Annotated in this window: 25 protein-coding genes, 1 pseudogene and 1 other annotated feature; of the genes and pseudogenes, 21 read left to right on the top strand and 5 right to left on the bottom strand. The window is 40.0% G+C overall.

Features of this window, described 5'->3' with window-relative positions; all coding sequences use genetic code 11:
• The first annotated feature begins 140 nt into the window (after window positions 1–140).
• From CXF74_RS05570 to hisIE, 11 genes are all read left to right on the top strand, one after another.
• A complete protein-coding gene (locus CXF74_RS05570; protein WP_101081419.1) occupies window positions 141–896 on the top strand; it encodes a flagellar basal body L-ring protein FlgH in 756 nt (251 codons plus the stop codon).
• A 10-nt stretch (window positions 897–906) separates the two neighbouring features.
• Complete coding sequence (locus CXF74_RS05565; RefSeq protein ID WP_101081418.1) at window positions 907–2,130, top strand: flagellar assembly protein T N-terminal domain-containing protein; 1,224 nt, start codon at window positions 907–909, stop codon at window positions 2,128–2,130.
• The gene (locus CXF74_RS05560; RefSeq protein WP_101081417.1) at window positions 2,130–2,708 is read left to right on the top strand and encodes a hypothetical protein; all 579 of its coding nucleotides are present in this window, start codon (window positions 2,130–2,132) and stop codon (window positions 2,706–2,708) included. Before CXF74_RS05565 ends, CXF74_RS05560 begins: the two co-directional genes overlap by 1 nt.
• A 155-nt stretch (window positions 2,709–2,863) precedes the next feature.
• Window positions 2,864–2,986: a sequence feature (His leader region), on the top strand.
• A 76-nt stretch (window positions 2,987–3,062) separates the two neighbouring features.
• Entirely contained in the window at window positions 3,063–3,959 is an 897-nt protein-coding gene (gene hisG / locus CXF74_RS05555; RefSeq protein WP_101081416.1) for an ATP phosphoribosyltransferase, read from the top strand.
• A 47-nt stretch (window positions 3,960–4,006) separates the two neighbouring features.
• Window positions 4,007–5,299, top strand: a complete 1,293-nt coding sequence (hisD, locus tag CXF74_RS05550) for a histidinol dehydrogenase (RefSeq protein ID WP_101081456.1) — start codon at window positions 4,007–4,009, stop codon at window positions 5,297–5,299.
• Window positions 5,300–5,399: 100 nt separating this feature from the next.
• On the top strand, window positions 5,400–6,500 hold the full coding sequence (gene hisC / locus CXF74_RS05545) for a histidinol-phosphate transaminase (protein ID WP_101081415.1): 1,101 nt from the start codon (window positions 5,400–5,402) through the stop codon (window positions 6,498–6,500).
• 10 nt (window positions 6,501–6,510) lie between these two features.
• The gene (hisB, locus tag CXF74_RS05540; RefSeq protein ID WP_101081414.1) at window positions 6,511–7,584 is read left to right on the top strand and encodes a bifunctional histidinol-phosphatase/imidazoleglycerol-phosphate dehydratase HisB; all 1,074 of its coding nucleotides are present in this window, start codon (window positions 6,511–6,513) and stop codon (window positions 7,582–7,584) included.
• Window positions 7,581–8,180, top strand: a complete 600-nt coding sequence (hisH, locus tag CXF74_RS05535) for an imidazole glycerol phosphate synthase subunit HisH (RefSeq protein WP_101081413.1) — start codon at window positions 7,581–7,583, stop codon at window positions 8,178–8,180. The genes hisB and hisH overlap by 4 nt, the downstream gene beginning before the upstream one ends.
• 1 nt (window position 8,181) lies before the next feature.
• Window positions 8,182–8,919: a 1-(5-phosphoribosyl)-5-[(5-phosphoribosylamino)methylideneamino]imidazole-4-carboxamide isomerase gene (gene hisA, locus CXF74_RS05530; RefSeq protein WP_101081412.1), complete on the top strand. Its 738-nt coding sequence runs from the start codon at window positions 8,182–8,184 to the stop codon at window positions 8,917–8,919.
• Window positions 8,901–9,674: an imidazole glycerol phosphate synthase subunit HisF gene (gene hisF, locus CXF74_RS05525; protein WP_101081411.1), complete on the top strand. Its 774-nt coding sequence runs from the start codon at window positions 8,901–8,903 to the stop codon at window positions 9,672–9,674. Before hisA ends, hisF begins: the two co-directional genes overlap by 19 nt.
• A complete protein-coding gene (gene hisIE / locus CXF74_RS05520; protein WP_101081410.1) occupies window positions 9,671–10,309 on the top strand; it encodes a bifunctional phosphoribosyl-AMP cyclohydrolase/phosphoribosyl-ATP diphosphatase HisIE in 639 nt (212 codons plus the stop codon). Before hisF ends, hisIE begins: the two co-directional genes overlap by 4 nt.
• Window positions 10,310–10,380: 71 nt before the next feature.
• Here the strand turns inward: hisIE and CXF74_RS22800 are convergent.
• A pseudogene (locus CXF74_RS22800) lies at window positions 10,381–10,902 on the bottom strand (type II secretion system protein); the annotation flags it as partial.
• Between the two features lie 319 nt (window positions 10,903–11,221).
• Between CXF74_RS22800 and coxB the strand changes: the two are divergent.
• The 9 genes from coxB to CXF74_RS05470 all read left to right on the top strand — a co-directional run bounded on the left by coxB (window position 11,222) and on the right by CXF74_RS05470 (window position 19,539).
• Window positions 11,222–12,769, top strand: a complete 1,548-nt coding sequence (gene coxB / locus CXF74_RS05510; RefSeq protein WP_101081408.1) for a cytochrome c oxidase subunit II — start codon at window positions 11,222–11,224, stop codon at window positions 12,767–12,769.
• On the top strand, window positions 12,769–14,352 hold the full coding sequence (ctaD, locus tag CXF74_RS05505; protein ID WP_232772449.1) for a cytochrome c oxidase subunit I: 1,584 nt from the start codon (window positions 12,769–12,771) through the stop codon (window positions 14,350–14,352). The genes coxB and ctaD overlap by 1 nt, the downstream gene beginning before the upstream one ends.
• On the top strand, window positions 14,349–14,867 hold the full coding sequence (locus CXF74_RS05500) for a cytochrome c oxidase assembly protein (RefSeq protein WP_101081407.1): 519 nt from the start codon (window positions 14,349–14,351) through the stop codon (window positions 14,865–14,867). The genes ctaD and CXF74_RS05500 overlap by 4 nt, the downstream gene beginning before the upstream one ends.
• Window positions 14,868–14,919: 52 nt before the next feature.
• Complete coding sequence (locus tag CXF74_RS05495; protein ID WP_101081406.1) at window positions 14,920–15,807, top strand: cytochrome c oxidase subunit 3; 888 nt, start codon at window positions 14,920–14,922, stop codon at window positions 15,805–15,807.
• Window positions 15,777–16,547 (top strand): SURF1 family protein, encoded by a 771-nt coding sequence (locus CXF74_RS05490; protein WP_101081405.1) that lies wholly within the window; start codon window positions 15,777–15,779, stop codon window positions 16,545–16,547. Before CXF74_RS05495 ends, CXF74_RS05490 begins: the two co-directional genes overlap by 31 nt.
• Window positions 16,540–17,073 (top strand): transmembrane cytochrome oxidase associated protein, encoded by a 534-nt coding sequence (locus CXF74_RS05485; RefSeq protein WP_101081404.1) that lies wholly within the window; start codon window positions 16,540–16,542, stop codon window positions 17,071–17,073. The genes CXF74_RS05490 and CXF74_RS05485 overlap by 8 nt, the downstream gene beginning before the upstream one ends.
• 23 nt (window positions 17,074–17,096) lie before the next feature.
• Complete coding sequence (locus CXF74_RS05480) at window positions 17,097–18,158, top strand: COX15/CtaA family protein (protein ID WP_232772448.1); 1,062 nt, start codon at window positions 17,097–17,099, stop codon at window positions 18,156–18,158.
• A gap of 13 nt (window positions 18,159–18,171) precedes the next feature.
• Window positions 18,172–19,086, top strand: coding sequence for a heme o synthase (gene cyoE / locus CXF74_RS05475; RefSeq protein ID WP_101081403.1), 915 nt, complete (start codon window positions 18,172–18,174; stop codon window positions 19,084–19,086).
• Window positions 19,087–19,317: 231 nt separating this feature from the next.
• On the top strand, window positions 19,318–19,539 hold the full coding sequence (locus CXF74_RS05470; RefSeq protein WP_101081402.1) for an acetyltransferase: 222 nt from the start codon (window positions 19,318–19,320) through the stop codon (window positions 19,537–19,539).
• Window positions 19,540–19,637: 98 nt separating this feature from the next.
• Here CXF74_RS05470 and CXF74_RS05465 read toward each other — a convergent pair whose 3' ends face one another.
• The 4 genes from CXF74_RS05465 to CXF74_RS05450 all read right to left on the bottom strand — a co-directional run bounded on the left by CXF74_RS05465 (window position 19,638) and on the right by CXF74_RS05450 (window position 22,325).
• Window positions 19,638–20,420 carry a DUF2189 domain-containing protein gene (locus tag CXF74_RS05465; protein WP_101081401.1) on the bottom strand — a complete coding sequence of 261 codons (783 nt, stop codon included), beginning with the start codon at window positions 20,418–20,420 and terminating at the stop codon, window positions 19,638–19,640.
• A gap of 493 nt (window positions 20,421–20,913) precedes the next feature.
• On the bottom strand, window positions 20,914–21,597 hold the full coding sequence (gene sfsA / locus CXF74_RS05460; protein WP_101081400.1) for a DNA/RNA nuclease SfsA: 684 nt from the start codon (window positions 21,595–21,597) through the stop codon (window positions 20,914–20,916).
• A 64-nt stretch (window positions 21,598–21,661) separates the two neighbouring features.
• The gene (locus CXF74_RS05455) at window positions 21,662–22,018 is read right to left on the bottom strand and encodes a hypothetical protein (RefSeq protein WP_101081399.1); all 357 of its coding nucleotides are present in this window, start codon (window positions 22,016–22,018) and stop codon (window positions 21,662–21,664) included.
• Between the two features lie 28 nt (window positions 22,019–22,046).
• Window positions 22,047–22,325: a peptidylprolyl isomerase gene (locus tag CXF74_RS05450; protein WP_101081398.1), complete on the bottom strand. Its 279-nt coding sequence runs from the start codon at window positions 22,323–22,325 to the stop codon at window positions 22,047–22,049.
• A 126-nt stretch (window positions 22,326–22,451) separates the two neighbouring features.
• On the opposite strand from CXF74_RS05450, the gene CXF74_RS05445 reads away from it, so the two are divergent.
• A complete protein-coding gene (locus CXF74_RS05445; RefSeq protein WP_101081397.1) occupies window positions 22,452–22,856 on the top strand; it encodes a hypothetical protein in 405 nt (134 codons plus the stop codon).
• The last annotated feature ends 27 nt before the right edge of the window (window positions 22,857–22,883 follow it).

Below are 22,883 nucleotides of genomic sequence, written 5' to 3'. Positions count from 1 at the left end.
GGATATGAAACAACCGAAGGCGAAAAACACTAATTACATGACTATTTTTAAAAATATTAACCCAACCTTAACCTTCGCAATGCTAAAGTCCGGCTTAACCTACAATATATTTCAAACGAATCTCTAATGGACTCTTAGTAATGAACAAATTTATCGTTCTATTTTACCTCGCATTTCTTCCTGGCTGCTCAGCTATTGTCGAAAGTGTCGAAGGCGTCACTGAAAAAGTACAAGAAAAACAAGACAACGAACAGCGTCAAGTAACTGCAAGCACCCATAGCAGTTCTCCAATTCCAGGAGACCCTTATTATGCACCGATTGAACCGCGTAGAGAACCCGCGCCAATCGAGATAACGGGTTCTTTATTTAATATTCATATTGCCAGTGATTTATACAGTTATTCACCAACATTTGCACTAGGCGACACGATTAATGTGCTATTAAAAGAAGAAACCGTTGCCACTAAATCAGCTAAATCGAATCTTTCGAATGAAAATGATTACACACTGGATCCTATTACAGTGCCCGGTGGCAGCATGACAGTAAATGGTAAAGTGGTCGAACTTGGTATGAGTCAAGACCAAAACTTTGATGGTGAATCCGGTAGTAGCCAACGCCACAACCTTTCAGGAAGAATTACTGTCTCTGTGGTTGATATTTTAAATAATGGCAACTTAGTCGTCCGCGGTGAAAAATGGTTAGTGATCAATAACGGTAAAGAATATATCCGCCTTACCGGTATTATTAGACCATTAGATATTTCAGAAGAAAATTCAGTTGAGTCATATCAAGTTGCCGATAGTCGCATTGAGTTTAGTGCAACAGGTGAACATGCCGATGTGCAAACACGTGGCTGGTTATCGTCCTTATTCAGTGGTAGTTTATGGCCGATTTAAGGGTTAAATAATGCGATATATACAACAATGTAGTTTAATCATCAGTGTATTACTTAGTTGCTCATTTAGTCTGCAAGCAGCCTGGTTTACCGGAAGTGGCAGTGCAGAACTGATCCCGGGTAACATGGATAAGTCTCGTGATAAAGCCATCTCTAATGCATTACTTACGGTTGTGCATCAAGCTGGAACGAGTGTAGAAACACGTCAGGTTGTAGAATCAGGCCTGCTAACCGTTGATGAAATCGTTGTACGTAGTAATGGCGAAATTCATGATATGCGCTTACTTAGCGAAAAAGTGATCGCTGGAATTATACATGTCACCATTGAAGCCGATTTATACCCCTTTTCTAGTTGCCCGCAAGAGAAATACGCTAAACCTATCTTTGTTGGCCCCTTCCATTTAGAGTCTCGACAACATGCCCAATTAGGCGGTATTTACGAAAGTGATGAAGCCATTTCACAACGTTTGTATTATCAATTAAAACGCCAGTCATCGAAAATAGACCCACGTTACGTAATGGCCCAACAAATAGCCTTCACCCGTGATTCTCATTATAATAATGAATTACAAATATTAGATATTGCCCCGCAGATAGCCAGTAAGTATAACGTTCAATATGTGTTATTTGGCACGATTGAAGATATGTCAGATTTTTATGAAACAACGAATTATTTATTAATTAAAAATACGGTTCATAAACGTCACTTTCAGATGAATGTTTTTTTGGTTGATGCGATTAACAATACCACCATATTTCAAAAAAATTACGCAGCAACCAGCGAGTGGCCTTATAAAATGACACATCGCTTTGATGTTAAAGGTGCGGAGTTTTGGCAAACAGATTATGGCAAGATAATTGATGAAAACATCAATAAAGTGGTCAAAGATATTCAGAAATCACTTTATTGCAAACCCACAATGGCCACGATTATTTCGCAATACAACGATCAAGTGATCATGAATATCGGGCACAATAATGATGTTGAGAAAGGCGATAAATTTCAGTTAATTCGTAGCCAATATCAACCTCAAGGTACGATTTTTATTCCCGATGATATTTTACTGACGGTCGTGTCGGTACAAGCAAATCGTGCCATTTTAAAAACAATCGATCCAACTGATATGAATAACATCCAAATTAGAGACATGTTAACGCCTGTTGATGAATACACATTGCAGCGATTAGCAGAAAAATATGAAACTCAACAATCAACTGATAAAGGTGAATGGTAATGTCAACTTTAAGCGCACTTAACAACATTCAAAATAAATTCTCAGATTCAGCATCAAGCAATAGTACAGCGAAAGAAAAATCATCTGGAGGCGAAGCCTTTAGCAAAACCTTAGGTTTTGCAATGAAAAATAAAGCAAGTGTCCTACCTGCACCTGCAAACCAAGCATTAGATGCAGGCCTCAGTATGCTTGGCCAAACACCCAAAGCAGGTCCAGCTTCAATTAAAGACAGTCTTGAAGGTGTCTTTGGTGAATTAAGTACCGGTATTGCAGGCTCTTTTGCTGCGGCTTTAGCCGGTGAAGACAGTGCAACGGCGGTAGCGCCAACGGCTGAGAGTATTAAAGAGAAAGCGGCAAAAAACAACATTGCGCCTCACCCTGAATGTTTAGCCCATGATCCCATTGATGCCAACCCATTATTAACGGCAGCAAACCTTACAGACACTAAAAAAGCGATCGACAGTATTGCGCCTTTGATGCCTGATAATAAAGTGATGCCGATAGCGAATAGTAGCTTGTCGACACTTGAAGATTTATTGTTAGATAATGAAGACGAAAAAGAGCAACGAAAAGGGTAAACATAAGGTTGAATAATCAAAGATAGTGCATATTTATTCGATATTTATCTTACTTATACTGAAAAAACAGTTCACTTTTCAGCCCTAGATTGGTAATCTACATTCAATTAATTTAAAGAGATTTACGTAACCGTGAAAAAAGTTATTCTGAAAGCACAGCATCACCATCATACTATCTAATCTTTCAGGATTTTGTTCTTGGGAGAGGTTTTATGTGCTTCCAACGGTTACCAAAAAATATAAACCCTCGGAAGTAAATCTCCCGAGGGTTTTTTAGTTTATAGCCCCGTTGTTTTAACCCGGTAAGATTAATTACCCGTTAAATAAAATGGGCACACAGCAAGGAAAATGACTATGTCAGAGCAACGTTTAAGAATCGCAATACAGAAGAAAGGCCGTTTAAGTGACTCAACGGTTAAACTACTAAAAGCATGTGGTATCAAAGTTAATCTAAATACTCAGCGTTTAATTGCACACAGTGAAAATATGCCGATTGATATTTTACGTGTACGCGATGACGATATTCCAGGCCTGATTATGGATGGCGTTGTTGACCTTGGTTTTATCGGTCAAAACGTACTTGAAGAAGAAAGCATGATGCGTGCTGTTGCCGGTGAAGCGACTGCACATAAAGTAGTAAAAGAGCTGAACTTTGGTGGTTGTCGTTTCTCACTTGCCGTTGACAATGATTTTGATTACCAAGGTGTTCAATCACTTTCAGGTCTTCGTATTGCAACGACTTATGTCCATATCCTTAAACGTTTCATGGAAGAAGAAAACGTACCTTACACATCTTGTATGCTAACTGGTTCAGTTGAAGTTGCCCCACGTGCCGGCCTTGCTGATGCGATTTGTGACCTTGTATCTACTGGCGCAACATTAGAAGCAAACGGTCTTAAAGAAGTTGAAGTTATCTACCGTTCAACGGCTGTATTGATGCAACGTGAAGAAGCACTTTCTGATGAGAAACAGGTACTAGTTAATAAACTACTAACACGTATCGATGGTGTACAAACGGCGAAAGAGTCTAAATACATCATGCTTAACGCACCAAAAGCAAACCTACAAGCCATTACAGATTTATTACCAGGTTCAGATTTACCAACGGTAATGGAATTAGCAGGTAGTAGCGACCACGTTGCACTGCACGTAGTAAGTAAAGAAAACCTTTTCTGGGAAACAATGGAACAACTAAAAACATTAGGCGCAAGCTCGATTTTAGTTTTACCAATTGAAAAGATGATGGAGTAAACACCATGTCTTCTGGTCTGAATGTAAGCGAAACACAACCAAGTGGAATGAAAACCGTCAATTGGACAGGTTTATCAGATACGCAGCAAACACAATTATTGGCACGACCTGCAATGGCAGATTCAGCAGCGTTAGGTAATACCGTTGCTGATATTATTAGCGCAGTTCGCCGTCAAGGTGACAGTGCTGTCATTGAATTGACTAAACGTTTTGATAAACTCGAAGGTGATAATTTCACCAAAAATGTGACGGATATCGAACAAGCAACAGCGCGTTTAGGCTCTGATATTAAAAATGCGATTAAAACAGCTTATGAACAGGTTGTTAAATTTCATCAGGCTCAAATACAAGATGTTATTCGTGTTGAAACAATGCCTGGTGTTGTCTGTGAAATGCATACTCAAGCAATTGAATCCGTTGGTTTATACATTCCAGGAGGCAGTGCACCACTTCCTTCAACCGTGATCATGACCGGTGCACCTGCGCAAATTGCAGGCTGTACACGTGTTGTATTATGTACACCACCACCGATTGCAGATGAAATTTTATATGCTGCATCATTATGTGGTGTGCATGAGATTTACACAGTGGGTGGCGCGCAAGCCATTGCTGCGCTAGCTTACGGCACAGAAACAATTGCTGCTGTTGATAAAATATTTGGCCCGGGTAACGCATTTGTTACCGAAGCAAAACGCCAAGTCAGTAATGATTTTGCAGGCGCGGCTATCGACATGCCAGCAGGCCCTTCTGAAGTATTAGTGATTGCCGATAAAGATGCAGATCCTGCCTTTATTGCTGCCGACCTATTATCTCAAGCAGAGCACGGCCATGACTCACAATCAATATTAGTCACACCTTGTGCGACCATTGCAGCACAAACTGCCATTGAGCTTGAAAAGCAACTTGCTGTGTTAGAGCGTAAAGAGATTGCTGAAAAAGCAATTGCACATAGTGTTAGCATTGTTTGTGAAGATATTACTGAAGCCGTTGAAATATCAAACCGTTACGCACCAGAGCACCTTATTGTGCAAACAGAAGATCCTCGTGCGTTACAACCTAGTCTGAGAAATGCAGGTTCTATCTTCTTAGGTGCTTGGACACCTGAGTCGGTCGGTGATTATGCCAGTGGGACTAATCATGTATTACCGACTTACGGTTATACAAAAACCTATTCAAGCCTAGGTTTAGCAGATTTTGTTAAACGCTACACAGTGCAAGAATTAACAGCAGATGGTTTACGTCGCTTAGCACCAACAGTCATTTGTCTTGCTGATGCAGAAGGGTTAACTGCGCACAAAAGAGCAGTGACAATACGCATGGACAAACTAAATAAAAAATAGTAATTAGCTGTTAGCTGACAACTGACAGCTTCTAACCGATACACTAAATCGATGTAGCGGTTATCATTTCAAAATTTGTTAGTTAGGGAAGATTTAATAGATGAGTGATATAAAACACCTCGCCCGTGGCACCGTGCAAGCATTAACACCTTACCTTTCAGCGCGTCGTATTGGCGGTAAAGGTGATGTTTGGTTAAATGCCAATGAAGCACCTGATTGTAGTGAATACCAACTAGACTCGAGTAACCTAAATCGTTACCCAGAATTTCAGCCTCCAACGTTAATACAAGCCTACGCAGATTACGCTTCAATTAATGGCGCATCTATTTCACCTGAGCAAGTGCTCACCAGTCGTGGCGCCGATGAAAGTATTGAAATTTTAATTCGTACTTTTTGTGAGCCCGCGTCTGCATCAACAAGTGGCGACAGTATTTTAATCTGTCCACCGACTTACGGTATGTATGCAATTAGTGCAGAAACCTGTGGGGTCCAAGTTGACCAAGTGGCTTTAGATACTCATTTTGATGTTGATTATGTTGCGGTTGAGCAAGCTGTCAATGCACCTAATAGCCAAGTTAAAATTGTGTTTTTATGCGCGCCTAATAACCCAACGGGTAATATGCTCGACAAAGCAAAATTGGTCGATTTATTACACGCAGCAAAGGGTAAAGCACTGATTGTTGCCGATGAAGCGTATATCGAATTTTGCCCAACGCTTAGCCAAGCAGACCTTATCAACAACCATGAAAACCTGGTTATCACACGTACTCTGTCTAAAGCCTTTGCATTAGCTTCTATCCGATGTGGCTTTACCCTTGCACAAGCAAGTGTTATCGAAATGATGAGTAAAGTGATTGCGCCCTACCCAGTGCCTGATCCTGTCGCACAAATTGCAACACAAGCCCTCTCTATACAAGGCTTAGAAGTGATGCGTGAACGTGTTGCCATTTTGAATAATAATCGCATGGTATTAGCTAATTCGTTACAACAACTAGATTGTGTCACCGAGCTATTCCCAGCAACCGGTAATTTTGTATTAGTGCGCTTCACTGACGCTAAAAAAGTGTGGCAAGCATTCTCTGAGAATGGCGTTATTATGCGCGATTTCGCGAGTAAAGATCGCTTAGAAAACTGTATTCGTATCACTATCGGCAATATCGATGAGATGCAAGTAACACTCAAAATATTAAACTCACTGTAGGAAACAAAAAATGAGCCAACAAAAATTTCTTTTTATCGATCGTGACGGTACATTAATTGATGAGCCTATTAGTGATAAGCAAGTAGATAGCTTAGAGAAACTAGTTTTCGAACCTTACGTCATTCCAAGCCTATTAGCGTTACAAGATGCGGGTTTTATTCTTGTAATTGTGTCTAACCAAGATGGTTTAGGGACTGAAAGCTACCCACAAAGTGACTTTGATATTCCACAGAATAAAATGATGGAAATCTTCGCTTCTCAAGGTGTTAATTTTGAAGCAACACTGCTTTGCCCGCATTTTACTGAAGATAACTGTGCATGTCGTAAGCCACACTTAGGTATGGTTAAAGAATACTTACAGTCTGGCCGTATCGACCATAAAAACTCTTACGTGATTGGCGATCGTCATACGGATATTGGTCTTGCTGACAACATGGCAATTACCGGCCTTCTTTACAACAAAGAAACACTAGGCTGGAAAGAGATTGTTAAACAGTTAACGACCAAGCGAGGCCGTGTAGCATCTGTCACACGTACGACAAAAGAAACTGACATTAACGTATTTGTTGATTTAGACACCACCGGTGAAAACGTGATTAATACAGGCATGGGGTTCTTTGACCATATGCTGGATCAAATCGCTACACACGGCGGTTTCCACATGAATGTTGATGTTAAGGGTGATTTACACATTGATGATCACCACAGCGTTGAAGATACAGCCCTTGCATTAGGTGAAGCGTTAAACATCGCATTAGGTGATAAACGTGGTATTGGCCGTTTTGGATTTGTGCTTCCAATGGATGAAACAAAAGCCAGCTGTACACTTGATTTATCAGGTCGCCCTTTCCTTAAATTCAAAGCAAATTTTCCACGTGAATTAGTCGGTACAATGTCGACTGAGATGGTTGAGCATTTCTTCTACTCTTTAGCACAAGCGATGCGTGCAACACTGCATTTAGAAGTTGAAAACGGTAATGCACATCACATGGTTGAAGGTTTGTTTAAAACATTCGGTCGTACTTTACGCCAAAGCGTCACCATTATCGGGACAGACCTGCCTTCAAGTAAAGGTGTTTTATGATAGTCATTATTGACACTGGATGCGCAAATTTGTCTTCAGTACGTTTTGCTATTGAACGCCTTGGTTATCAAGTCACAGTAAGTAAAGACCCTGCTATTTTGCAACAAGCTGACAAACTTTTCTTACCCGGAGTAGGCACGGCGAAGGAAGCAATGGCAAACTTAATTGAACGTGATTTAGTAAACCAAGTATCAAAATTAACACAGCCTGTATTAGGTATCTGTCTAGGAATGCAAATGTTAGCTGAAGGCTCTGAAGAGTCTTTTTGTGAGCAAAAAATCATTAAAACACTCGGTCTGGTTGACGGTTTTGTTAAAAAAATGGATGTTGCTCCACTACGCTCTCCACACATGGGCTGGAACCAAGTAACACCAGAAGTAGGCAACCCACTGTTCAAAGATATTCCTGCTGGCAGTTACTTTTACTTTGTGCATAGCTATGCATTACCAGTAAACGACAATACGATCGCAAGTTGTGAATACGGCACGCCCTTTACGGCAGCCGTTAATAAAGACAATTTTTATGGGGTGCAATTTCACCCAGAGCGTTCAGGAAAAACAGGCACGCAGCTAATTAAAAACTTTTTGGAGCTTTAAAATGATTATCCCAGCATTAGACTTAATCGACGGTAAAGTAGTGCGTTTGTACCAAGGCGATTACGCACAAAAAACAGTTTACAGCGATGATCCACAAAGCTTATACACTATCTACAACGAACAAGGCGCCGATTGGTTGCACTTGGTTGACCTAGATGGCGCAAAAGATACTACTAAACGCCAATTATCGGTTATTGAAAGCTTAATCAAAAATACGCCCGCTAAAGTTCAAATTGGCGGTGGTGTACGTACTGAAGAAGACGTTAAAGGTCTTTTAGATGCTGGTGCACATCGTGTTGTTATCGGCTCTACAGCGGTTAAAGAGCCTGCAATGGTTGCTGGATGGATGGAAAAATACGGTCCTGAGCATATCGTGTTAGCACTTGATATTAATATTGATGCCGACGGTAACAAGATTGTTGCCGTTTCTGGCTGGCAAGAAGACAGTGGTCAGACGATTGAGTCACTGCTTGAAATCTACTTAAAAGTGGGTTTAAAACATGTACTCTGTACTGACATTTCTAAAGACGGCACCTTAACAGGCTCTAACGTTGATCTGTATAAAGAGATGGTTGTTACCTTCCCAAGTGTTGCTTGGCAAGCGTCTGGCGGTATCGGCTCTTTAGAAGATATTGCTGATGTAGCCCGCTCTGGCGCACAAGGTATGATCGTTGGTCGTGCATTGTTAGAAGGTAAATTCAACGTTAAGGAGGCGATTCAATGCTGGCAAAACGCATAATTCCTTGTCTTGATGTTAAAGATGGTCAGGTCGTAAAAGGGGTTCAGTTTCGTAACCACGAAGTCGTCGGTGATATTGTGCCTCTTGCTAAACGTTACGCTGAAGAAGGCGCTGACGAATTAGTATTTTACGATATTACAGCCAGTTCTGATGATCGTGTTGTTGATAAAAGCTGGGTATCACGTGTTGCTGAAGTCATTGATATTCCTTTCTGTGTGGCAGGCGGTATTAAAACTGAAGAAGATGCGCGACGTATTCTAGAGTTTGGCGCAGATAAAGTATCTATCAACAGCCCTGCGCTTGCAGATCCAAGTTTAATCAATCGTTTGTCTGCTAAATTTGGCACACAATGTATTGTTATCGGCATCGACTCTTACTTTGATGAAGCCACTGGTCAGCATCAAGTTAAACAGTTTACGGGTAACGAAAAAGCAACGGTAACCACGAAGTGGAATACTTTTGATTGGATTAAAGAAGTACAATCACGTGGTGCGGGTGAAATCGTATTAAACGTGATGAATCAAGACGGCGTTCGTTGCGGTTATGATATCGAGCAATTGAGCACGGCACGTGCCATTGCAACAGTTCCATTAATCGCTTCAGGCGGTGCGGGTGAAATGGTTCATTTTGCTGAGGTATTTAATACGGCAGACGTTGATGGCGCATTAGCGGCAAGTGTATTCCACAAACAAATAATTAATATTGGTGAGTTAAAATCTTACCTTAAAACACAACAGGTAGAGATCAGACTATGAGTTTAACAAAAGCGAGCTTAATGAACGAAGAACAACTAGCATCACTTGATTGGGCAAAAGTTGATAACCTAATGCCAGTCGTAGTGCAAAACCGCACATCAGGTAAAGTACTCATGCTAGGTTACGTTAATGAAGCATCATTAGCAGCAACACTTGAATCTGGAAAAATGACTTTCTTTAGCCGCACAAAACAGCGTTTATGGTGTAAAGGCGAAGAGTCTGGTAATTTCTTAAACGTATTAGAAATTAGCTCTGATTGCGATAACGACACGTTATTAGCGATTGTTGAGCCAGTGGGTCCAACTTGTCATCTTGGCACTGAAACTTGTTTTAAAGGCGAATTACAGCCTGCGTTAAGCTTCATTGCAGACCTTGAGCAAGTGATTGCTAGCCGTAAAGGTGCTGACCCAGAAAGCAGCTACACTGCCTCTTTATACGCACGTGGTACAAAACGTATTGCACAGAAAGTCGGTGAAGAAGGTGTTGAAGTAGCACTAGCTGCGATGGCTAAAGACATGGATGAGTTAACTTGTGAAAGTGCTGATTTGCTATATCACTTAACAGTTTTATTGCAAAATGAAGGTCTACAACTTTCTGATATTGCAGCAAAATTACAAGAACGTCACAGCAAATAATCACGTTTCTTATATCAAAAAGGAGAGCTTCGGCTCTCCTTTTTTGTTTCTAAACGAGCCATTAATATTGGCTAACAGCCCTCATCGACCACACCCACTGTTGGTGAATTTCCATCGGATGGATTGTAATAAAAGGCATAACATAAATCGTCTAGTTTTGTACCTTCAAGCCAAAACATAACTAATCCCCGTGCAATGGCAGGAGAAGGCACAATACTACTAGGTAATCCTGAGTGGTTACGCTGATTTCCCACACCACAAATATCATTCAGCGTGCAGGTGGCGTTAGTACGAGTAAAACCAATATCTTTACCTATATCGAGCGCATGGCGCCAAGCGTTATTCCAATGGCCGGTAATATAAGCATTGTTGACTAATACTGTTTGTCCGTTAAGTTTAATACCTCCATTTTCCACACCTTCGATTTTAGCTTTCATTTCAACGAGCAACGATGTCGATGCCATTGCACCTTTAATAACTTCTAATGTCGCAATACGTGCATCACGACTTAAGTTCACAAACTTGGGCAGAGCGACCGTACTTAAAATACCAAGAATAACAATGACAATCACTAATTCAATCAAGGTAAAACCTTGCTGCTTAACCGTATTTCCCTCTTCCTTAACATTTTAAATCACAGGTAACTTTAGCAGTCTCTATAGAAATATATCCTAGTTAGAGCAATAAATCCCATTAAGCTAATTTGATTTTATTATCTTTCAAAATTTGGTGATCAACAGCAACTACTCAGCTTTAAATCGTTCAAAACTTGCACATTATTCGTTCGTTGACTATTTGTTTATCCGTCACTTGATTTAAATCAGTTTATTGATCATCAAAATAATCATTCAATAGATTGTTTAATAGATACAAATTAAGCCATTTTATAATGAAACATCAGAGGAGAAAGGGATGACTCTTGTTCGCGCTGTTGCTTATTTGACATTAGTTTTACCTGAGATTGCACTAGCAAATAGTACGATCAACATGCGCCAAGGTGTCACTGATATTAGTGAAAATGTTTATCAGTTGCACATGACCATTTTTATTATTTGCTGTGTGATTGCCTTATTAGTTTTCTCCGTTATGTTCTGGTCAATCATCCACCATCGAAAAAGTAAAGGCGCAAAACCCGCACAGTTTCATGAAAGTACCAAAGTTGAAATATTATGGACTGCAATCCCTGTGGTTATCTTGATTGCCATGGCCATTCCTGCGACGCAAACATTAATAAAAATGGAAGACCCAAGTAAATCTGACCTCACCATTAAAGTGACAGGTTCACAGTGGAAATGGCACTACCAGTACTTAACTTACGAAGAAAAACCCTTAGATATCGGTTTTTACTCTATTATCTCAACGCCTCAGTCACAAATAACCAATCAACAAGAAAAAACAGACACCTACCTCTTAGAAGTAGATAAACCATTAGTGATCCCAACGGGTAAAAAAGTACGCTTTTTGTTTACTTCAGATGATGTGATTCACGCCTGGTGGATTCCCGATTTTGCAGTTAAAAAAGATGCTGTGCCCGGCTTTATTAATGAAGCGTGGACCAATGTTAATGTTGAAGGCATATACCGCGGCCAATGCGCTGAGTTATGCGGTAAAAATCATGGTTTCATGCCTATTGTGGTCGATGTTCGCAGCCCAGAACAATTTGACCTTTGGTTAGTTGAGCAACAGGTATTAATCGCACAGCAAGCACAACAGGAAGCTGCATTAAAAGATGTCAGTTTTACTATGGATGAGCTGATGACATTAGGTAAAGATGTTTATGAGGCTAACTGCTCTGTCTGCCATCAACCTAGCGGGCAAGGTTTACCAGGCTTGTTTCCTTCTTTAAAAAATAGCCCAATCACCACAGGTGATGTGCAGCAACATATTGATATTGTCGTGAAGGGGAAACCAGGCACAGCAATGCAAGCCTTTGCAAAACAGCTTTCAAGTAAACAACTGGCGGCAGTGATTACCTATGAACGAAATGCATGGGGCATTAATTCAGGCGATCTCGTTCAACCGAAAGACGTTCAAGCAGATGACAAAGGTGCAACGTCAGCAGCAGAAACACAACCTACAACCGTTGATGAAACGCCAGCAGAGCCTCAAGACCCTCTTATAGACCTTGATAAAACACAGTTAATGAAACTCGGTGAGCAAGCTTATATTGAGCACTGTGCAATGTGCCATCAAGCAAGTGGACTGGGTTTACCTGGGGCCTTTCCAGCCTTAAAAGACAGCCCGGTAATCAATGGCCCAATAGCGCAACACATCAACCTTGTTTTAAACGGTAAAGAGATGACAGCCATGCAAGCATTTAAAGGTAAGTTGTCCGCTACTACGATTGCGGCCATTGTGACTTACGAGCGAAATGCATGGGGACGTTCAGGTGAAATTATTCAAGCATCAGACGTCACTCAAGTGTCAGAATCCGATAGCCAATCTAAAGGAACTGAATAATGGATGATTCAATGTACCAACAAAATGATTCAGCGGAGCACCACCAGCCTTCAGGTATTAAACGCTGGTTATATACGACCAACCATAAAGATATCGGCACCCTGTATTTAGGCTTTTCATTATTGATGTTATTTGTCGGTGGTGCAATGGCGATGGTTATCCGCGCAGAGTTATTTCAACCCGGACTACAACTCGTTGAGCCGAACTTTTTTAATCAAATGACCACAGTTCATGGATTAATCATGGTATTTGGTGCGGTTATGCCCGCATTTGTTGGCTTAGCAAACTGGATGATTCCACTGATGATTGGCGCGCCCGATATGGCGTTACCACGCATGAATAACTGGAGCTTTTGGATTTTGCCCTTTGCCTTTGCGATCTTAATTGGCTCACTGTTTATGGAGGGAGGTGGCCCTAATTTTGGTTGGACTTTTTACGCCCCACTTTCAACAACATACAGCAATGACAATACGGCCTTGTTTGTCTTCTCAGTGCATATCATGGGGATTAGCTCCATCATGGGCGCGATTAATGTCATTGTGACTATCTTTAATTTACGCGCGCCTGGCATGACCTTAATGAAAATGCCGATGTTTGTTTGGACATGGTTAATCACCGCCTTTTTATTGATTGCAGTGATGCCTGTATTAGCGGGCACAGTCACTATGGTATTAACCGATAAATACTTTGGTACTAGTTTCTTCGATGCCATGGGCGGAGGGGATCCGGTGATGTTTCAGCATATCTTCTGGTTCTTTGGCCACCCTGAAGTCTACATTATGATTTTGCCCGCTTTTGGTATTATCTCTACCATTATTCCTACTTTCTCACGCAAACAACTCTTTGGTTACCATTCGATGGTGTATGCGACCGTCTCTATCGCCTTTTTATCTTTTATTGTGTGGGCGCACCATATGTTTACCACCGGCATGCCATTAGCAGCTGAATTGTTTTTTATGTATAGCACTATGCTTATTTCTGTCCCCACTGGGGTGAAAATCTTCAATTGGGTCGCCACCATGTGGAGAGGATCACTAAGCTTTGAAGTACCTATGTTATTTGCTATCGCCTTCATTGTGCTGTTCACCATCGGCGGATTTTCAGGATTAATGCTAGCAATAACCCCTGCTGATTTTCAATATCACGATACCTATTTTGTTGTTGCACATTTCCACTATGTATTAGTCACAGGCGCCCTATTCTCAATAATTGCAGCCGTCTATTTTTGGTTACCAAAATGGACGGGCCATATGTTTAATATCCGCTTAGCGAAAACCCATTTTTGGTTATCACTAATCAGTGTCAACGTTCTATTTTTTCCTATGCATTTTGTTGGTCTTGCGGGAATGCCAAGACGCATTGCCGATTACGCACTACAGTTTGCAGATTTTAATATGATCATTAGTTTGGGCGGTTTTGCCTTTGGTTTATCACAGCTGTTATTTGTTTGGTGTGTGGTGCAATGTTTTCGCGGTGGTGAGAAAGTCCCCGCTAAAGTATGGGATGGAGCAGAAGGGCTAGAATGGCAAGTCCCCTCACCCGCCCCTTATCATACCTTTGCAACACCACCGGAGGTTAAATGAGCCAACACAGACCTTTGCTGAAGCGTTTAATTATTACCTCTGTATTGATGTTTGGTTTTGCTTTTGCGCTTGTTCCTTTATATGACGTATTTTGTCAAGTAACCGGACTAAATGGAAAACCGTCCATGGAAAAAGCAAAAGTCAGCGAGTCTGTTGATCATACGCAACAAGTGGCTGTGGATTTTTTAACCCACGCCAAAGAAGGGGCTCCTTTTAAAGTGACCACCGAAAGCCGAAGGTTAACCGTTAATATTGGCGAAATGAACAAGGTCAGCTTCATCGCAAGCAACCTAAGTGATAAAGACCGAGTCTTTCAGGCAGTGCCTTCGGTAAGTCCGGGGTTAGCTGCGCAATACTTGCATAAAGTGCAATGTTTTTGTTTTGAACAACAACCTCTGAAAGCGAATGAAAAGATAGAGATGACACTGCTGTTTTATGTTGATGAAGCCTTGCCCGCTGAAATTGAAGAGATGACACTCTCTTATACGTTGTTTGATATAACGGATAAGATCTAACCATGAACGCACCGAATTATTATCATTTACTAAGAAGTTAATAGGGGATTTTATGTCCGTTGAAAATAAAAAATTACCACAAAGCTATTATGTGCCAGCGCAAAGCCCTTGGCCTATTGTGGGTGCGATTGCCCTGTTTTTTATTGCTGTTGGTAGTGGTTTAACCATTATGCAACTCAATAATAGCAATGTTTCCGGTGTGTTTTTATTAGTGATTGGGCTGGCTATATTATTTGTCATGCTGTTTTCTTGGTTTAAAGATGTGATCACTGAATCCAATAATGGTTTGTATTCCACGCAGATGGATGTCTCTTTTAAGCAAGCTATGTTGTGGTTTATATTCTCTGAAGTGATGTTCTTTTTAGTGTTCTTTGGTGCTTTATTTTACACGCGTAACCTTTCAGTCCCCTGGTTAGGGGGGGCTTCGAACAATGTGATGACCCAACAAATTTTATGGCCAGATTTTCAATCATTTTGGCCATTACTAAAAACCCCCGCAGGTGACACAACACAAGCGATGGGCTGGCAAGGTCTGCCTCTTATCAATACGCTTATATTAATCACCTCTTCCGTGACGTTACACATTGCTGAAAATGCAATGAAAGTAAATAATCGTCGAAAATTACAAACCTTTATTGGGCTTACCGTCGTACTCGGAGGCTGTTTTTTAACACTACAAGTACAAGAATATATTCATGCCTATACAGAGCTAGGGTTAACCTTACAGTCTGGTGTTTATGGTAATACCTTTTATTTATTAACCGGTTTTCATGGATTACATGTGACCCTTGGACTGATACTGCTGGTGATTGTTTATGCGCGCATTCTCAGAGGACACTTTAACGACCAACAGCATTTTGCGCTGCAAGCTGGTAGCTGGTATTGGCATTTTGTCGATGTGGTGTGGTTATGTTTATTTTTCTTAGTTTATGTCTTTTAAAGATGCCTATTATTAGCGCCTCTTTAACCCTGCTGGTTGTTTTAACTTGCTTGTTTTTAGCCAACTGGCAGCTTAATCGGGCGCAGGATAAACAACAACGGTTAGACAATATAAGTGTGGTGCAAGCGAAAGGCGTTATGAGTTGGTCTGAATTGAAATCATTACCTGAAAATGTCGATAAAACGGGTATTAAATTACAACTCACCGGGCACTTACAAAGTGATCAATATTGGCTCTTAGACAATCGTGTTTTTGAGAAACAAGTAGGTTTTGATGTAGTCGGCCTTTTTGACCCTGAGCAAAGTAAGCAAGCTATCGTGGTTAATTTAGGTTGGATAAAAGCGCCTAAAAGCCGTCAACAAAAAGCACAAGTCACATTACCCTCAACAAAAATCAGCTTAAACGTGCAGTTAAAACAAGGAGAGTTAGCGGGATTTTATTTACAGGCGCAAGCGCTTAATAATGAGCCATGGCCTAAACGTATTCAATATATCGATTTAGCCCTTATGCAACAGGAAGTGCAACAAGAAAGTAATACACAGCTCATTGATTTTATGGCCTACAGCAGTGAAGCGCGGTTTTCATTACAGCCTCATTACAAGCCAGTCGTGATGCCACCTGAGAAACATTTTGCTTATGCACTACAGTGGTTATTGATTGGTATTGCTGCGCTATTGGTTTTTCTTTTTGCTGTTAAACCTTTTACTGCGACAAAAAAATCAGGAGAACACTATGAATAAGAAGGAGAATAAAAAGGTGAATGGAAATGTGAATAACAAAAAAGTGATCAGTCTCTTTGTGTTCAGTTTTATTGCCCCCTTATTATTGGCCTTTATTCTCTTAAAAACAAACTGGTCGCCTTCACATCAAGTGAATAATGGCGAGTTTCTCGCACAAAAAATCACCTTAACAGATTGGCAATTAATCGAACCTAAACAATGGTCGATTGCACAACAAGTCGCAGGTAAGTGTGAAAATAAATGTTTGTACAATCAGCAACAAATACAGCAAACAGCTAACGCACTTGGCAAATATAAAGACAAAGTAGATTTAGTTTTATTAGGCAGTTTACAACCCTTGCCAGGGGGGAAAAGCTACCCTTTGCAACACCATGCATTACAAGCTAATACCCTCTATTTAATCGATCGCTTTGGTTTGATCGTGCTCGCTTACCCTTTATCTGATAACCCAGAAGAAAATCGTCTTATCAAACAAGGTTTGATTAAAGACCTGAAAAAATTATTTAAATTTGCGCGCAGTGCCTAGCAATACCTAATAGGAGAGTTGATTTGCAAAAGCCTATTCCAAAATTTACAACAAAAGACAGTCATCAGCCGAGTCATTATTATAAAAGATTAGTGCAATTCACTTTTTTATTGGCGGTGGTGGTGATTGCATTAGGTGCTTACACCCGTTTAAGTCATGCAGGTTTAGGCTGCCCTGATTGGCCAGGCTGTTATGGTTTTTTAACGGTGCCACATATTGATCAAGTCCCCCCTGAGTTAGGATTGTTAGAAACAGGAAAAGCGTGGAAGGAGATGATACATCGCTATTTTGCAGGTAGTTTAGGGTTACTTATATTAATAATATTTATCAGTTCATTAGCACTAAAAACGTACCACTCCACAAGAGCATTAAGCACCCTATTATTGCTATTAGTCGTATTCCAAGCAACCTTAGGTATGTTAACGGTCACTATGTCTCTACAGCCTTTAATTGTTGTAGGACACCTTTTAGGTGGCTTCTTAGTGCTCAATTTAATCTGGCTATTATTGCTTAATATTAATAACGATTCAAAAAACACAAATCCAGCCACGAGTCATAACCAGACAGTTAACAGACCCTTTATTATTAGCTTATTCATCATCGTTTTAGTATTAAGCCAAATAGCGCTAGGCGGCTGGTTAAGTGCAAATTACGCGGCCTCTTTTTGTAATGGGCTACCTTTTTGTGATGGTTTTAGCAGCAGTAACAGCTGGGAACAGTTCTCCTTTAAAAGTATTTGGCAATTGCCGGCCAGCAGCAATTATGAGTTTGGCGTGCTACCTACCCAAGCGCGTTTATCGATTCATCTTTTTCATCGCTTTTGGGCCATCATCACTAGTTTGATCGTCTTAACATTTGTTATCAGGCTTTATGTCAGCCACGCTGAATTACACATTAAAAATGCAGCCTTAATGGTCATCTTTTTAATCACTAGCCAAGTGCTATTAGGCATCATGATGGTGTTTTGGCACTTCCCAATATCAATGGCACTTGCACATAACCTGTGTGCTGCTTTGTTATTAATGAGCTTAATACGTTTAAGTTATGGGCTCAGTAAAATACAGAAAAATTACCATACACAGTGATAAGGAGGCGAACATGACACAATTAGTGACACACAATGAATTAGCAACAGTGGCTGAGAATGACGACCCTGTTCAGTTAAAGGATTATTTAGAGCTGTGTAAGATAAAAGTGATCGCGCTGTTAGTGCTTACTGCCGTTATAGGGGCCGCATTAGCACCCGATATGGGCAGAGGTTATATTGAACAGTTGCTTAGTTTATTAGGCATAGGATTGTTATCGAGTAGTGCCGCTGTCATTAATCATGTCGTAGACAGTCGCATTGATGCAATCATGGCACGCACAAAAAACCGCCCCATTGTAAAAAAGAGAGTCTCCCGTAACCGCGCTTTAGCTTTCTCTGGATTGTTGTCTGTCACCGGTTTCACCTTATTAGTTATTTTTGCTAACTGGTTAACGGCCTACTTAACCCTCTTTGCCTTGCTAGGTTATGCAGTGGTTTACACGCTATTTTTAAAACGCGCCACACCACAAAATATCGTGATTGGTGGGCTTGCAGGCGCAATGCCTCCTTTATTAGGTTGGGTATCTGAAACAGGCGCGCTAGCCCCTGAACCCTGGATTCTAGTGATGATTATCTTCACTTGGACCCCGCCACACTTTTGGGCGTTAGCAATACACCGTAGAGCGGATTACGCGAGAGCCAATATTCCTATGTTACCCGTCACTCACGGTATTGATTACACTAAAACCTGCTTACTCTTATATACGATTCTGTTAACGCTAGTCTGTGTATTACCTTTCTTAATTCATATGTCGGGTTATGTTTATTTGTTTAGTGCGTTAATGCTTAATGGAATATTTATCTATAAAGCTTTTTTATTAAAAATATGTTCGCATCACCGCAATGCTTTCGCGTTGTTTAAATTTTCAATCGTGCATTTAACCCTATTATTTATTGCCTTTTTTGCAGATAAATTAATAATGTAAGTAAATAATGTAAGCAAATAATCAATGTATTGAGTCACTTAGTACTCGAGCAGTACTAAGTGGTTTTCTTCGTAAAACCTCCCCTGTAAACACCTTACGCCCTCCCTAAAATGCACATAAATAAGCTGAGCAGTGATCCTATCTGCAATATATTATGGGAACGGTTATCATTTATACTTATCAGACTTATACACTATACTCAAATGACCAAACACGCATACAGAGGTGATTATGTTCTTACAGACACAGAATACCGGTGATCGCGTTGAGGTCATTAATTTGGCTGAATTAAGTGATGTTTTTGAAGATAAAATTCATGGACGTTACCAAGCAGGAGAAGAGTTGCAGGATGTAGAAGTTTTTAATAAATCATCATTATTATTTCTTTCTGGTGAAGCTTTACCCGTTTGTTGGACTGACCCACACTACCGCGATAAAGAGTTCCAACGCTAATAGAAAGCATAAAATACAGGTAAATTTACAAACAAAAAAAGCCCAAATAGGAAACTATTTGGGCTTTTTAATTTATACCAATACAGTGAATCTAATTTCTATTCGAAGGCACGTTGTTTTTTAGTTTTAATCGTGGCGATATAAGCATGCCAACTGGCAAAGCTCAATAAAGGCATAATAATAATAAAACCAACTGCGGAGGTAGCAAAACCAATCGCAACAGCAACAATGATCATCGCTCCCCATATACACATCACAAAGAGGTTATTTTTCACCGCATTAGCAGAGGTAAACACTGCCGTCATAATATCAACACGACGTTCCATAATAATTTGTGGCGTAAAGGCGGAAATAACCAAAACTACCATTGATAAGCCCCCTCCAATGAGCGAACCGATTCCTAAAAAGACTGCAAGTTCCATTAATGCTGGATTAGTATCAGTAGGATAAAGAACAAACACTAAGCTTGCTAAACGTACCCATAACGTCAAGATCAATAACAATATAACCGCAAATCCCCACAAGCCAACTTGATTTCTTAACAGGGATTTAAAGCTATGACCAAATGAAGGTTTGTGTCCTTTTTCTAATTCCCAAGCTACATCATACAATGCAGATGAAAAAATAGGCCCAATCAGGGTTAAACCAACAATCATGGGAATAATGAACATGGGATTGGCTTCTATTGCAAAAAGTTGCATTGCGACAAAAGGGATGATGCTAAATATGATGCCATAACCGAGGCTAATCATGGGGGTGGCAAAAAAGTCTGCAACCGCCAGAGAAAGCCATCGAAATGGTGCTGTCACTTCTAATTTATTGCATTCTATCGTTCTTGCATACTCTGTTTTTTCGCGTTTTACCGCATGAGTTGTCGACATATTATTCTCCTAATAAACAGTAGGTAATTGATAACAATCGTTTCTATATTTTAGATGATTTAATTCACCTCACATGTAAATCTTAAGATGAAAAATCTTGCTAGCAATCCTCACTACTTGCTCACCTGACATACTCAGTGTAAAACGTTAGCAATGTGGAAAATTAAATAACTAACAATTTTCAGTTTCAGGTTAAACCTGATTTGAAAATGAATAAATAGCGTATTTGAAATGGCAATGTTGACCTGATTGTCTATAAAACATTCAAATAACGCTAATATTTATACATCAAGAATAGTATAGCTAAGCAATTTTATACAAAAAATAGCAGCTAAGAGGGAGAAATAATAGTAAAAAAGAGATCAAGCACCTTGATTGGAGCAAAGTTATATGTGCGCTCATACGAGAGAAATAAGTGTTATTTAATAGAAACCGCTATAAATATTTTTCCTCTGAGAATTCATTCAACATCCAGAGGAATCATATTTCAAAACTAGTTATTTGAAATCTGCGTGATAGGTGGGAAATAACACACTATCTCAACCCCAGCCTGTTTTGCTTCTTCGAATAATAAGGCATATTTTTCATCGATATGTTTAGCCGCTGTCACAGAGTCGATACCAGAGTGTAAAACAGCAAAAACTAATACGGATCGGAATCCTAGTGCTTTCATTGCCATTAATTCACGAAGGTGCTTTTGCCCCCTTACAGAAACAGCATCGGGGAAAAAACCTTGTCCACTGGAATATTTTTCATCCAATAAAGTACAACTTTTTACTTCAACGTAGCAATCTGCTTTTTTAGGATCCGTGAGTAAGAAATCGATACGGCTATTCTCTTCGCCATATTTCACTTCTGCTTTTATACACTCATACCCTATCAAGTCATCAATATCATTAGTCTGTAGCGCCTGTGCAACAATGTTGTTTGCATGTGCAGAGTTAATGCAAATCCAGTGCCCTGCTTGGGTCAGCGTTAACTCCCACGTATAACGATATTTACGCTTAAGATTATCGGATTCGCTGTAATAAATACTATCCCCTGGCTCTGCACAATTTGTCATTGCGCCCGTATTAGGACAGTAGATCGTTATTGTCTCACCGTTTTCTAATACTACGTCGGCTAAGAAACGTTTATAGCGTTTGATTAATGTCGCTTTTTGAAGGTTCTGAAACATAAGTGAATGTCTTTATAAAAATAGAATTAAACAATGAGCAGTTAAGCAATAAGTGAGTAAACAATTATTTAAGCTGATAACTCTCTTTAGAGGGATAGATCATAAAATATTTTTCTACTTCAAGCGCCTGCTCACAAAGAGGCGTATCCCAAAATAAGCCTAATTGCATGCCCCCATTAGGCGCCCGATAAGCCTCACCAAAATCATTATAAAAGCGAACGCAATGATCCGCTTCTTTACCTTGATCATGAATACATTTTTCAATTTCAAGATCTCTAAGAGATGCAATTTTATCCTGACGCAAAGTCTTACACGCTTGCATTAATGTCTTAGCTTGATCTCTAGAAATAGGGTTAGGGTTAGCATGCAAAGAATGCATGCTAAAAATGATAACAAATAAAATGGCCACTTTATTAAACACTGATATCACCTTTTAAATTCAACTATTATCAAGTGCGGTAAAGTATTTTCACAATATGAAAACCGTGTTTCGTTTTCACAATAGCGGGGGTTAATATCTCGCCTGTGAAACAAAAATTATCAAAAGCAGATACCATTTGGCCTTTTTTGAATTCGCCTAAATCACCACCTTTTTTACCTGATGGGCAAGATGAGTATTTTTTAGCGAGCGTCTGAAATTTAGCGCCTTTATTAAGTTGCTCTAAAATTTCTTCTGCTTTCTCTTTATGTTTTACCAAAATATGTAATGCGGCTGCTGTTCTTGCCATAATTGCCTCTAAAGTTTGTCTCAAATTAAACATCTAGTTACAGTCACAATAACTAAAACAAGAATTGTAACATAGGCATTAACTGTTATGCTCCTGCGTTTGGAAAAGTTATTTAGGACAGACAGTATGCAACGCTATATTACAAATAATGATAACGTGATTTATACAATACCTAGCGCTGAAAATGGCCAACAATCGGCTTTTCAATTGACAGATATTCCAGACATAACGGGAGTTGGTGAAACACTTTTTATCGCCTATGACCAACAAAAAGTCTTATTCGAGCAAAACTACGAATGGGAAGCGGTTGATCCTGAAGTGAAGCGTTATGATGCGCAGCTATTTCGTTTTGAAAGTGCAGATATTGAAACATTGAAAGCCTTTGTAGAGTCACAAACGCCAGACGTTACACTGTGGCAAAATGTAAGAAAAAAACGCCCACAGCCAGCTGATTTTTCTTTAATGATTCAAGCGATTGTTGAGGCGGCACAACAACAATCTATTTTTGAATTTTACCTTATACAAAGCTAAGCACTTAAGACCTTAAGTGCTTAGCTT

The organism is Psychromonas sp. Urea-02u-13, from assembly GCF_002835995.1.
Taxonomy (GTDB): Bacteria; Pseudomonadota; Gammaproteobacteria; order Enterobacterales; family Psychromonadaceae; genus Psychromonas.
This window is presented reverse-complemented; position numbering and strand designations above follow the sequence as displayed.

Excerpts from the sequence above, each read along its gene's own strand:
- CXF74_RS05570 (WP_101081419.1), top strand. The coding sequence starts at position 141 with ATGAACAAATTTATCGTTCTATTTTACCTCGCATTTCTTCCTGGCTGC.
- CXF74_RS05565 (WP_101081418.1), top strand. The coding sequence starts at position 907 with ATGCGATATATACAACAATGTAGTTTAATCATCAGTGTATTACTTAGT.
- CXF74_RS05560 (WP_101081417.1), top strand. The coding sequence starts at position 2,130 with ATGTCAACTTTAAGCGCACTTAACAACATTCAAAATAAATTCTCAGAT.
- hisG (WP_101081416.1), top strand. The coding sequence starts at position 3,063 with ATGTCAGAGCAACGTTTAAGAATCGCAATACAGAAGAAAGGCCGTTTA.
- hisD (WP_101081456.1), top strand. The coding sequence starts at position 4,007 with ATGAAAACCGTCAATTGGACAGGTTTATCAGATACGCAGCAAACACAA.
- hisC (WP_101081415.1), top strand. The coding sequence starts at position 5,400 with ATGAGTGATATAAAACACCTCGCCCGTGGCACCGTGCAAGCATTAACA.
- hisB (WP_101081414.1), top strand. The coding sequence starts at position 6,511 with ATGAGCCAACAAAAATTTCTTTTTATCGATCGTGACGGTACATTAATT.
- hisH (WP_101081413.1), top strand. The coding sequence starts at position 7,581 with ATGATAGTCATTATTGACACTGGATGCGCAAATTTGTCTTCAGTACGT.
- hisA (WP_101081412.1), top strand. The coding sequence starts at position 8,182 with ATGATTATCCCAGCATTAGACTTAATCGACGGTAAAGTAGTGCGTTTG.
- hisF (WP_101081411.1), top strand. The coding sequence starts at position 8,901 with ATGCTGGCAAAACGCATAATTCCTTGTCTTGATGTTAAAGATGGTCAG.
- hisIE (WP_101081410.1), top strand. The coding sequence starts at position 9,671 with ATGAGTTTAACAAAAGCGAGCTTAATGAACGAAGAACAACTAGCATCA.
- coxB (WP_101081408.1), top strand. The coding sequence starts at position 11,222 with ATGACTCTTGTTCGCGCTGTTGCTTATTTGACATTAGTTTTACCTGAG.
- ctaD (WP_232772449.1), top strand. The coding sequence starts at position 12,769 with ATGGATGATTCAATGTACCAACAAAATGATTCAGCGGAGCACCACCAG.
- CXF74_RS05500 (WP_101081407.1), top strand. The coding sequence starts at position 14,349 with ATGAGCCAACACAGACCTTTGCTGAAGCGTTTAATTATTACCTCTGTA.
- CXF74_RS05495 (WP_101081406.1), top strand. The coding sequence starts at position 14,920 with ATGTCCGTTGAAAATAAAAAATTACCACAAAGCTATTATGTGCCAGCG.
- CXF74_RS05490 (WP_101081405.1), top strand. The coding sequence starts at position 15,777 with ATGTTTATTTTTCTTAGTTTATGTCTTTTAAAGATGCCTATTATTAGC.
- CXF74_RS05485 (WP_101081404.1), top strand. The coding sequence starts at position 16,540 with ATGAATAAGAAGGAGAATAAAAAGGTGAATGGAAATGTGAATAACAAA.
- cyoE (WP_101081403.1), top strand. The coding sequence starts at position 18,172 with ATGACACAATTAGTGACACACAATGAATTAGCAACAGTGGCTGAGAAT.
- CXF74_RS05470 (WP_101081402.1), top strand. The coding sequence starts at position 19,318 with ATGTTCTTACAGACACAGAATACCGGTGATCGCGTTGAGGTCATTAAT.
- CXF74_RS05465 (WP_101081401.1), bottom strand. The coding sequence starts at position 20,420 with ATGTCGACAACTCATGCGGTAAAACGCGAAAAAACAGAGTATGCAAGA.
- sfsA (WP_101081400.1), bottom strand. The coding sequence starts at position 21,597 with ATGTTTCAGAACCTTCAAAAAGCGACATTAATCAAACGCTATAAACGT.
- CXF74_RS05450 (WP_101081398.1), bottom strand. The coding sequence starts at position 22,325 with ATGGCAAGAACAGCAGCCGCATTACATATTTTGGTAAAACATAAAGAG.
- CXF74_RS05445 (WP_101081397.1), top strand. The coding sequence starts at position 22,452 with ATGCAACGCTATATTACAAATAATGATAACGTGATTTATACAATACCT.